General features: G+C 67.9%; 12 protein-coding genes. 9 read left to right on the forward strand and 3 right to left on the reverse strand.

Going from position 1 to position 10463, the window contains the following annotated elements; genetic code table 11:
- Positions 1–87: 87 nt before the first annotated feature.
- Genes ACFO5K_RS03755 through ACFO5K_RS03765 form a run of 3 tightly spaced genes read left to right on the forward strand, consistent with a single transcriptional unit; the run spans position 88 to position 3056 of the window.
- Positions 88–2385 (forward strand): hypothetical protein, encoded by a 2298-nt coding sequence (locus ACFO5K_RS03755; RefSeq protein WP_378555737.1) that lies wholly within the window; start codon positions 88–90, stop codon positions 2383–2385.
- On the forward strand, positions 2382–2822 hold the full coding sequence (locus ACFO5K_RS03760) for a GtrA family protein (RefSeq protein WP_378555739.1): 441 nt from the start codon (positions 2382–2384) through the stop codon (positions 2820–2822). Before ACFO5K_RS03755 ends, ACFO5K_RS03760 begins: the two co-directional genes overlap by 4 nt.
- Positions 2823–2831: 9 nt before the next feature.
- The gene (locus ACFO5K_RS03765; protein ID WP_378555741.1) at positions 2832–3056 is read left to right on the forward strand and encodes a Trm112 family protein; all 225 of its coding nucleotides are present in this window, start codon (positions 2832–2834) and stop codon (positions 3054–3056) included.
- A gap of 16 nt (positions 3057–3072) precedes the next feature.
- Here ACFO5K_RS03765 and ACFO5K_RS03770 read toward each other — a convergent pair whose 3' ends face one another.
- The 3 genes from ACFO5K_RS03770 to ACFO5K_RS03780 are packed head-to-tail and all read right to left on the reverse strand — an operon-like array spanning position 3073 to position 5221.
- The gene (locus ACFO5K_RS03770) at positions 3073–3696 is read right to left on the reverse strand and encodes a TetR/AcrR family transcriptional regulator (RefSeq protein ID WP_378555743.1); all 624 of its coding nucleotides are present in this window, start codon (positions 3694–3696) and stop codon (positions 3073–3075) included.
- Between the two features lie 32 nt (positions 3697–3728).
- Entirely contained in the window at positions 3729–4490 is a 762-nt protein-coding gene (locus ACFO5K_RS03775; RefSeq protein ID WP_378555745.1) for an ABC transporter permease, read from the reverse strand.
- The gene (locus tag ACFO5K_RS03780; protein WP_378555747.1) at positions 4487–5221 is read right to left on the reverse strand and encodes an ABC transporter ATP-binding protein; all 735 of its coding nucleotides are present in this window, start codon (positions 5219–5221) and stop codon (positions 4487–4489) included. Before ACFO5K_RS03780 ends, ACFO5K_RS03775 begins: the two co-directional genes overlap by 4 nt.
- 263 nt (positions 5222–5484) lie before the next feature.
- On the opposite strand from ACFO5K_RS03780, the gene ACFO5K_RS03785 reads away from it, so the two are divergent.
- The 6 genes from ACFO5K_RS03785 (at position 5485) to tyrS (ending at position 9908) form a co-directional block, all read left to right on the forward strand.
- Positions 5485–6345 (forward strand): haloalkane dehalogenase, encoded by an 861-nt coding sequence (locus ACFO5K_RS03785; RefSeq protein WP_378555749.1) that lies wholly within the window; start codon positions 5485–5487, stop codon positions 6343–6345.
- A gap of 54 nt (positions 6346–6399) precedes the next feature.
- The gene (locus tag ACFO5K_RS03790) at positions 6400–7047 is read left to right on the forward strand and encodes a DNA-3-methyladenine glycosylase (RefSeq protein WP_378555751.1); all 648 of its coding nucleotides are present in this window, start codon (positions 6400–6402) and stop codon (positions 7045–7047) included.
- Between the two features lie 73 nt (positions 7048–7120).
- Positions 7121–7525: a DoxX family protein gene (locus ACFO5K_RS03795; protein WP_378555753.1), complete on the forward strand. Its 405-nt coding sequence runs from the start codon at positions 7121–7123 to the stop codon at positions 7523–7525.
- Between the two features lie 189 nt (positions 7526–7714).
- On the forward strand, positions 7715–8368 hold the full coding sequence (locus ACFO5K_RS03800; RefSeq protein ID WP_378555755.1) for an alpha/beta fold hydrolase: 654 nt from the start codon (positions 7715–7717) through the stop codon (positions 8366–8368).
- Positions 8368–8562, forward strand: a complete 195-nt coding sequence (locus tag ACFO5K_RS03805; protein WP_378555757.1) for a hypothetical protein — start codon at positions 8368–8370, stop codon at positions 8560–8562. Before ACFO5K_RS03800 ends, ACFO5K_RS03805 begins: the two co-directional genes overlap by 1 nt.
- Before the next feature lie 59 nt (positions 8563–8621).
- On the forward strand, positions 8622–9908 hold the full coding sequence (tyrS, locus tag ACFO5K_RS03810) for a tyrosine--tRNA ligase (RefSeq protein ID WP_378555759.1): 1287 nt from the start codon (positions 8622–8624) through the stop codon (positions 9906–9908).
- The last annotated feature ends 555 nt before the right edge of the window (positions 9909–10463 follow it).

Genomic DNA, 10463 nt, shown 5'->3' on the forward strand with positions numbered 1-10463 from the left:
TAACACCGGAGGGCGGCGCGTCGGCGGCGTTGGATCGGCCTGTGCGACGGTGATGTCACCCGGGTGTGCCTGTAGGGTCTGGTGCTCGTGGCGGAAAGTAGAACTCCTTCCCGGCGTTCGGTCCATCTGTGGGGCTTGTTCACCTCCCTCGGGGTGATCGTCGGCTACGGCGCTGTGCTGCTGGCGAACGTCCGCCACTTCTACACCGACGACACCGAATCCCAGTACGTCCCGCTGTGGGTGATGCTCGGCAGGCAGCTGCGTGACGGTGAACTCCCCGTGCTGGTTCCCGAGCACTGGATGGCGGGCAACTATGCCATCGAGGAGGCGGGCCTGCTGAATCCGCCACAGCTGCTGATCGATCTGATCGCGCCGTCGGTGGACAACCTGGTGCTCTACGCGACCGTGGTGAAACTGATCTTCGCGATCATCCTCGGTCTCGGTGTGTACCGGATCTGCCTGGTCTACGGCTCGCGGGTGCAGTGGGCGGCGCTGGCCGGTGTGTCAATTCCGTTCACCGGGTGGCTGCTGTTCTTCGACGAAGCCAGCTGGTGGACCGCGTTCACCGGCACCGCGTGGCTGGTGCACGCCTGGGCGTCGGGGGTGCGTTACGCGCGTGGTCATCGCCTGCTCGGGCAGCGCTCGGACGGGCCGGTCGGATACTGCGGGCCGATCTCGGTGTTCGTGTATCTCTACCTGGCGATTTCGGTGCAGTACGTGTTCCCGGCCGTCGAGGCGGGACTGATGATCGTCGCGGTCGCGGTCGGTGAACTGATCTATCAGCGCACCTGGCGACCGTCGCTGAGACTGCTGTCGGTGGCCGGCCTCGCGGCGTTGGCGGGCGCGGCGACGTATCTGCCGAGCATGCTGTCGGCGAAGGTCACCTGGCGTGGCACCGCCCAGGTCATCAACGACCAGTTCCTCACCGTGCCGTGGTCGGAATCGCTGAACGCGAGCCTGCCCTCGACGCTGCCGGCCTTCGTGTCGTGGTGGGGTTACGTGCAGCCGCTGCCGGTGGTCTATATCGCCTGGTTCCTGATTCCGGCGCTGGCCTTCATCGATTGGGGCAGGGCCCGCGCCGCGTGGCGCGAATTGAGCGGTATCGGGCTGTTCACCATCGTCGCGCTGATGTGGACCGCCGGTCCCGGCACGATCGGTCCGCTGCGCTGGCCCGCCCGGGTGTTGCCGATGGTCGCGCTGGGACTGCTGGTTCTGGTGTGTGTGCTGCTCGGGCGGTTCGCGACCGCCCGGCAGTGGCGGGCCCGGTGCGTCGCCGCGGCGGTGTTGATCGGGCTGCTGTGGGTGCGGTCGTTCTCGGCCGACCCGCAGCACTGGGTGGCGCATGTGGTCGCGGCGGCGGCCCTCGCCGTGCTCGGCGCCGCGATGGTGTGGCTGGCGGTACGCAAGGGGATCTCGGCGGCGGTCGCACTGGCGATCATCGCGGTGTCGCCGATCGCGTACGTGCAGGTGCAGCGCGCACAGCCGACCCCGATGAGCTGGAACCTGCCCGGCGACCGCGCCGCGGCAAGGGCGGCGTTCCCCGAGTTCGCCGGCACCACACTGCAACTCGGTGACCGGGCCCTGATCCAGCCGGGGGAGCGCACCCTCGACGGCGCCTACGGTTCGCTGGTCTTCGGCAACTATGCCAAGGACATCGAACGCACCTACGTCAGCGGGTATACCCCGAACGGGCACTACTGGTTCGGCGAGATGCTGTGCATGCGCTGGGACACCAGCGTGTGCCCCGACGCCTACCGGCGCGCGTTCTCGGTGGAGCCGTCCACCGGCAAGACCATCGTCGACCTGATGAACGTCGACCGCGTGGTCCTGCAACGCGCGCTCTATCCCGATGCCGCCGCCCAGCCCGCGCCCGCCGGCTGGAAGTGGGTCCGATACCCGGACCACGAGAACTACATCGCGGTGCTCGAACGCGTGGACGGCCTCGTCTCCACCCGCAACGGCCGCGTCTCGGCGGTCCAGGACGCCACCGCGGCTTCGGTGTCGGAAAGCGGCATGACCAGCCGGGTCACCGTGAGCTCCGAGACCGGCGGGCGCGTGGTGTTCGCCCGTCTGGGCTGGCCGGGTTACCGGGTGACGCTCGACGGCCGCGACATCGGGTTCGAGGTGGTCGCCAAGACTTTCGTCGCGGTCGACATTCCGGCCGGAACCAGCCAGGGCGATCTCGAACTGACCTGGCGTCCGCCGGGCTGGAAGATCGGCGGCGTCGCGATCGGGACCGGACTGCTCGGCCTCGCGGTGTTCCAGTGGCTGTACGTGCGCGGCCGCAAGCCCGACGCCGATACCGGCAACGCCGACGAGGAGCCGGGCGCTCCGGCGACGGAGTCGATCACCGATGCGGACGCGCTCGTGGACGCCGCGCGATGACCACGGAGGCGCCGGCCGGCGGCGTGCTGGACACGCCGGGCCCGCTGCTGCGGATCGTGCGACGACAGGAGCTGGCCTTCGCGATCGTCGGCGGTTTCAACACCCTGCTCGGCATGGTGCTTGTGGTGTTCTGGTTGCAACTCCTGGGAGACGGCAGGCCCGGTCTGGCTGTCGCCGCCGCCTACGCGATCAGCACGGTAGTGGCGTTCGCCGGGCACCGGACACTGGTGTTCCGGGTGCACGGCCGCCTGGTGCGTGACTTTCTCGCCTTCTGCGGGGTGAACGCCGGTGGCCTGATCCTCAATGTGGTGCTGGTGGAACTCGCGGTCACCGGCCTCGGCTTTCCGGCCGAACCCGCCTCGGTGATCGTGATGGGTCTGGTGGCGGTGCTCAGCTTCTTCGGACACCGCTACATCTCCTTCCGCCGGGCGCGGTAGGTTAGGGACATGGCGCCCGAATCCACCATCGACGCAACCCTGCTCGGCCTGCTGGCCTGCCCCCAGGACAAGGGCCCGCTGCAGCTGGTGCGGACCGAAGCCGGTGCGAGTGTGCTCTACAACCCGCGCCTGCGCCGCGCCTACCCGATCGACAACGGCATTCCCGTGCTGCTGATCGACGAGGCTCGCGACGTCAGCGACGCCGAACACGAATTCTTCGTCGCCGAATCCTGATCCGGGGCGCGCCGAATCACCGAGCGCCGATGTCACCGGTCAGATAGCGCTGGACCGACGGACCCACCGCGGCTACCACGGCGTCGATCGGCATCGAGGCCAACGGTTCCAGCGCGATGATCTTCCGGGCGGTGAGCACGCCCATCATCTGCGCCGCGGCCAGCGAAACTCTGGCCCGGCCGTCGTCGTCGGCTGTGGCGATGCGCGCGCGGACCCGCTCCAGCACCACCTGGAGCAAGAACGAGCGGGCGAGATTCTGATCGCCGCCGGCGAAGATGCTGCGGACCATCGCGACGACGCCGGGTCCGGCAGGGGAGTCCCACACCGTGACGACCGCGCGCACGATCGTCTGCCCCAATTCGTCGAGCGGTGCGGCATCGACGGCTGCCAGCGTCGGGTCCGGGTCGACCGGGAAGTTCACCACGGCGGCGAAGAGCTGCTGCTTGGTGCCGAAGTAGTGGTGTACCAGCGCCGGATCGACGTCGGCGTCGGCCGCGATCGCGCGGATCGAGGTCTTGTCGAAGCCGCCGGCCGCGAACCGGGCCCGAGCCGCGTCGAGGATCGCCGGTTTGGTGTCGGCTTTGCCGGGTCTGCGTCCGGTGCGCCCGGATCTCCCGGCGCCGGATGCGCCCTCGTTCATGGTGGTCCTCTCGTGGTCGCCGGGTGCGTTCGCTACGGGGTGCGGCGACGTAATGTGGCCGCGGCGAGTCCGAGCGCCACCACGGCGAACCCCACGACGACGGCGATGTCGCGCCACATGAGGCCGGTCGGCTCCGCGTGTATCGACACCTGCTGTAGCGCGTCCACCGCGTAGCTCAACGGCAGTACGTTGCTGATCGCCTCGAGCCAGCCGGGCAGCTGGTCGCGGGGAACGAGCAGTCCGCACAGGAAGATCTGCGGTGCCACGACTACCGGAATGAACTGCACCGCCTGGAATTCGGTGCGCGCGAACGCGCTGGCCAGCAGACCCAGCCCGACTCCGCACACCGCGTCGACCATCGCGATCAGCATCACCCAGCCGGGACTGCCGGCCGCGGTCAGCCCGAGCAGCCAGAACGCCACCACACAGGCCAGCGCCGCTTGCGCCGCGGCGGCCAGGGAGAACGCGCTGCCGTACCCGGCGAGCAGATCAATTTTGCGCAACGGCGTGGTGAGCAGCCGTTCGAGCGTTCCCGATGCCCGTTCGCGTTGCATCGCGATCGCGGTGATCAGGAACATCACGATGAACGGCAGGATCCCGAGCATGGTGATGCCGACCCGGTCGAACATCGTGAGCGGGGAGCCCGGCGCGTTCGGGGTGTCCTGGTAGATGAAGTAGAGCAGCGTCATCAGCAGGGCGGGCACCACCAGGATCATCGCCACGGTGCGCCGGTCGTTGCGGAGCTGGCGCAGGATCCGGCCGGTGGTGGCGAGGTACGGGCGCACAGTGCTCATGCGCGGGCTCCCCTCGTGATCAAGGTCAGGAAGGCGGCCTCGAGGTTGTGTTCGTCGGTGCGTTCGCGCAGCTCGTCGGGACTGAGCTGGGCCAGTAGTTCGCCGTCGCGCATCAGGAGCAGCTGATCACAGTGCTCGGCCTCGTCCATCACGTGACTCGAGACCAGCAAGGTGGTGCCCGCCGCGGCCAATTCGCCGAAGCGTTGCCACAATTCGACGCGCAGGACCGGATCCAGGCCGACCGTCGGCTCGTCGAGCACGAGCAGTTCGGGTTTGCCGACCAGCGCGCACGCCAGCGATGCCCTGGTCTGCTGCCCACCCGAGAGCCGGTCGCCGAGCTGATCGGCCTGATCGTCCAACCCGACCGCGGTGAGCGCGGAGCCGACATCGGCGCGGTCGCGGCCGTAGAGCGCGGCGTAGTAGGCGACGTTGTCGCGGACGCTGATGTCGGGGTAGATGCTCGGCGACTGGGTGACATAGCCGACGCGCCACCGCAGGTCCGAGCTGCCTGCCGCGGCTCCGAGCACGGTCACCCGGCCCGACTTCACCACCTGCGTGCCCACGATGCTGCGCAGGAGCGTGGTTTTTCCGCAACCGGACGGGCCGAGCAGCCCGGTGATCGAGCCGCGTGGGATCTCGAGGGTGAGCCCGCGCAGCACAGTGCGTTTTCCGCGTTCGACGGTCAGGTCCTGGACCCGCACGGCGATCGGTGACGGCGTGGCGTGCGACATGGTCGCCTCGATTCATCGAGCGTTGAATTCACTACATGATGAATTTAGCGCCGTGCGGTCGATGTGGCAAGGCCGTCGGCAGGTCGGCGCTCCAGGGACCGCGGCGGCGCCTGCCCGAATGCGGACGCTTCCTGTCCGATGGATTACGCAGCGGCACAACAGTGTTCAGGGATCAAGCGTGATGACCGTCTCAGTGACGGCTCGAGCCCATCCGCCGAGGTGGGCCCTAGGCTTGATTTCAAGCCCTCGGACAGGACGACGCCATGCACATCGATTTCACTCCGGACAGTGACCTCTACCCGTTCCGGTCGCGCTGGTTCGACTCGACCGCCGGACGCATCCACTACATCGACGAGGGATCGGGCACGCCCATCCTGTTCTGCCACGGCAGCCCCACCTGGAGCTTCCTCTATCGCAAGATCATCGTCGAACTGCGCGACCGGTTCCGGTGCGTGGCGATCGACTACCCCGGCTTCGGCCTGTCGCAACGACCACCCGGCTACGGCTACACCATCGCCGAGCACGCCACCGTCACCGGCGAACTGGTAGACCACCTCGGCCTGGACCAGTTCGTGGTGTTCGGTCAGGACTGGGGCGGGCCGATCGGCACCGCCGTGGCCACCGAGCGCGCCGAGCGGGTTCGCGGGCTGGTACTGGGCAACACCGTGTGCTGGCCGGTGCAGACCTGGACCCAGAAAACGTTCGGGCGGGTGATGAGCAGCGCCCCGATGCAGCGCCGGATCCTGCGCGACAACCTCCTCGTCGAACGGTTCCTGCTCGCCGAGCTGCGCGGCAAGCTCAGCGCCGCCGAAGCCGAGCACTATCGCAAGGTGCAGCCTTCGCCCGAAGCCAGGGTCGGCATCTCCGTCATGCCCCGACAGATTCTGGGCGCGCGCCCCCTGCTCGAGCGGTTGGCCACGGAGGTGCCCGCGCGTCTCGGCACCAAGCCTGCCCTGTTGTTCTGGGGAATGAAGGACATGGCTTTCCGCCCGGCGGCGTGTCTGCCGCGGATGCGCGAGACCTTCACCGATCACCAGGTGCTGCAACTGCCCGACGCCGGGCACTTCGTCCCCGAGCACGAGCCGCACCGGATCGCCGAGGCGGTCGCCGCACGTTTCGCCTAGCGAAACCGGCAGCCGAGGCGGGGAGTTCGCGCGGGAATGGGCGAGAATGGGCGGATGTCTGCACAGGAGCTCGCTGTCGACCCGCCTGCCGCGGCGTGCAGGTTGCTCGGGTCGGTCATGTGGTCGGGTCCGGTGGCGCTGCGGATCGTGGAGGTCGAGGCGTACGGCAGCGACGCGGTCGGCCCCTGGCCGGACCCGGCGGCACATTCGTGGCCCGGACCGACCGCCCGCAACGCGGTGATGTTCGGACCCGCCGGGCGCCTCTATGTGTACCGCTCGTACGGAATTCACCTGTGCATCAACGTGACCGCCGGTTTCGACGGAGTCGCGTCGGCGGTGCTGGTGCGTGCGGGCGAAGTGGTCGACGGGATCGAACTCGCCCGCGAACGCAGGCCCGCCGCGCGCACCGACGCCGCCCTCGCCCGTGGACCGGGCAATGTGGGCAGCGCGCTCGGAATCAGCATGTCCGACTACGGAACCGAACTGTTGGACCCCTTCTCCGAGGTTCGGCTCGAGTTGCGACCAGCCGTGCGACCGGCCGAGATCGCGGCGGGCCCGCGCGTGGGTGTGCGCCTCGCGGCCGATGAACCGTGGCGGTTCTGGCTGCCCGGCTCGCCCGCGGTCTCGGTGTATCGCCGCAGCCCGCGCGCGCCGATCCTCGCCGAACCGCCACCGACGAAAAAACCTTCGCGGCGGCGATGAATTCGGTGCGCAACCCACGTCCTATCTGTTGAACGCGCTACCCACCGAGCGCCACTCATCAGGAGGAACGATCATGACCACCGCCACCGCCCCCGTCGCCCTTCCCGGCAAGATCCGCAACCGCGTCCTGTGGACTCTGCAGATCGTGCTCGGCCTGTTCTTCATCATCGCTTCGGGCGGCCCGAAGCTCGTCATCCCGAACACCTTGATGGACAACGCCCCCGAGAATCTGACCATCCCGATCGGGTTGCTCATCTTCATCGGCGTCGTGGAAGTGGCGGGCGGGATCGGTCTGATGGTGCCGCGCCTGAGCGGCCTGGCCGCGGTGGGGCTGTCGGTGCTCACCGTGCTCGCCGCCGCGACACAGGCGTTCATCGCCGACAAGCCGGCGATGGCGATCTTCCCGCTGGTGCTGGCCGGAATCTTCGCCTGGATCGCCTACGAACGCCGCGAATCCATCACCTCGCTGGTGCGCTGAACCCCATGTCGACGATCGCCGGACCGCGAGTCCGGTGATCGTCGTCTGTGCGCGTCGCGGCCGAACGGTGGGTTCGGCCGCGAAGACAAGCTCGGCGCACCGATCTCGTCGCCCGCGCCACTGGGGAATGCCCACGCCAGCTGCGACGATCGAGGGCCAGGTCCGAGACCATGCCCACAGGAGCCGCCCGTGTTCACTTTTCCCAGCAGCGATGCCACCACGATCCACGTCCGGACCTGGCTGCCCGCCGACGCCGAACCGCGCGGCATCGTCCAGATCGTGCACGGGATGGGCGAACACTCCGGGCGCTACAGCCACCTCGCCGAGCGACTGGTCGACCTGGGCTTCGCCGTCTATGCCGACGACCACCGCGGCCACGGCCACAGCATGGGCGCCGTGCCGGGTGACCTGGGACCCGACGGCTGGGACCTGCTCGTCGCCGACGAGGTCGCGCTCACCAGGATCCTGCGTGAGCGACACCCTGGGCTGCCGGTCACCCTGTTCGGCCACAGCCTCGGTTCTTTCGCCGTGCAGCAGTACATCCTGGACCACGGCGATCTCGTCGACCAGATCGTGCTGTGCGGCACCACCGCCGTCGACGGGCTCGTCGCCGACATCGCGGCCGCCGGCGGCGACCTGCTCACCCACTTCAACGCCGAGTTCCAGCCCACGCGCACCGACGCCGACTGGATCAGCCGCGACGAAGCCCAGGTCGACGCCTACAACGCCGACCCCTGGTGCGGTTTCGCCGTCGACGCGACGAACATGGGCGTGCTCGCGAGCGTGGCCCACACTCGCCTGGCTGACCCGAGCACCGTGCCGCCGACCTGCCGATCTATGTGATGGTCGGGGAAAAGGACCCTCTCAACGCCGGTCTGCGGTTGTCCGAGCTGCTGGTCGGGCGTTACCGCGACGCGGGCTCGACCGACATCACCTACCGCGTCTATCCCGGCGCCCGCCACGAAGTCCTCAACGAACTCAACCGTGACGAGGTCGAAGCGGACTTGCTGGCCTGGCTGGTCCGGCCCCGCGCCTGAAAACCACGGACCGGAACCGGGGTGCGCGCGGGGAATCCGATGCGGAAAGATGGATCCCCATGACCGGCGACATCTTCGACGAACTGACCTGGCGCGGCTTGATCGCGCAGTCCACCGACCTCGACGAGTTGCGCGCTGCCGCGGCCGCGCAGCCGCTGACCCTGTATGCCGGCTTCGATCCCACCGCTGCCAGCCTGCACGCGGGCCATCTCGTCCCACTGCTCGCGCTCAAGCGTTTCCAGCGCGCGGGCCACCGTCCGATCGTGCTCGCCGGCGGCGCGACCGGACTCATCGGCGACCCGCGTGACGTGGGCGAACGCACCATGAACTCCAGCGACACCGTCGCCGAATGGGCGCAGCGCATCCGCGACCAGCTCGAACGTTTCGTCGAGCTGGACGACTCGCCGACCGGCGCGCTGATCGTGAACAACATGGACTGGACCGGTCCGCTGTCGGCCGTGGACTTCCTGCGCGATGTCGGCAAGCACTTCTCGGTGAACGTCATGCTCGCCCGCGACACCGTCAAACGGCGCCTCGAGGGCGAAGGGATGTCCTACACCGAGTTCAGTTACATGCTGCTACAGGCCAACGACTACCTGCAGTTGCACCGCGAACACGGTTGCACGCTGCAGGTCGGCGGCTCGGACCAGTGGGGCAACATCATCGCCGGCGTCGAGCTGAACCGGCGCGTCGACGGCGCGCACGTGCACGGGCTCACCGTGCCTTTGGTGACCTCGGCCGACGGCAAGAAGTTCGGTAAGTCGACCGGTGGTGGCAGCCTCTGGCTCGACCCCGAACTGACCAGCCCCTACGCCTGGTACCAGTACTTCGTGAACACCGCCGACGCCGATGTCGTGCGCTACCTGCGCTGGTTCACCTTCCTGAGCCGGGAAGAGCTCGACGGACTCGAGCAGGCCACCGCTGAACGGCCCTTCGCCCGCGAAGCGCAGAAGCGACTGGCCGCCGAGATGACCACGCTGGTGCACGGCGAAGCCGAGACCCGTGCGGTGGAACTGGCCAGCCAGGCGCTGTTCGGCCGTGCCGACCTGCGCGAACTGCCCGAGTCGACGTTGGGTGCCGCACTGCGCGAAACCGCGATCGACGGCAAGGTGGCCGAGGTCGGGCCGGGTGAACCGAACACGATCGTCGACCTGCTCGTCGCGTCGGGCCTGTGCGAGAGCAGGGGAGCGGCGCGTCGAGCGGTGAACGAGGGCGGCGCCTCGGTGAACAACGAGCGCGTCGGCGACATCGACTGGACTGCGTCGGACGCCGACTACCTGCACGGCGTGTGGCTGGTGCTGCGCCGCGGGAAGAAGAACATGGCGGGTGTTCGCCGCATAGCCTGAGGCCGCCGCGGAGGCCTGAATCACATTCGTGTGATTCAGGCCGGCGCAGCGGCGCCGCGCAGTGCGCTGACCTGCGCGGATGCACTGTTGTTCAGGCGATTTGACGTTGCGTTATCCGGCGCGTAACTTATTGGAAGTCAGAGCGACACGGACACCGACCCGGAGCCGAGACGCTGGTCCACAGGATCGGCGGGCGAGGGAAAACGAGGTAGTACGGAGTGCGCCTGACACGCCTCAACTGAAGCAACCAGGTGGTCGAGATTGACACCGACTGGGAGCGGGGTTAGGCTGGAACAGTTGCCCTGCAGGAGATCCGGAAGAGTCCGGTGGTTCTGCTTGTGCGTGTGTTCTTTGAGAACTCAATAGTGTGTCGATGAATGTCAGTGCCAATATTATTATTGGTTCCAACCTTCGCGTACCCCCCGGTCGTGGGAGGTTGGACATTGAAAAGCAACAGCGAATTTTGATTTGCTGGTGTTTGGCTTTGCTAGATTTTCGGACTCTAGTTTAGATATTTCTGATTCGTGTCTTTCGGGGCATGGTTCAAGAGTCTTC

Origin of the sequence: Nocardia halotolerans (assembly GCF_042650145.1) — a bacterium.
Lineage (GTDB): Bacteria > Actinomycetota > Actinomycetes > Mycobacteriales > Mycobacteriaceae > Nocardia > Nocardia halotolerans.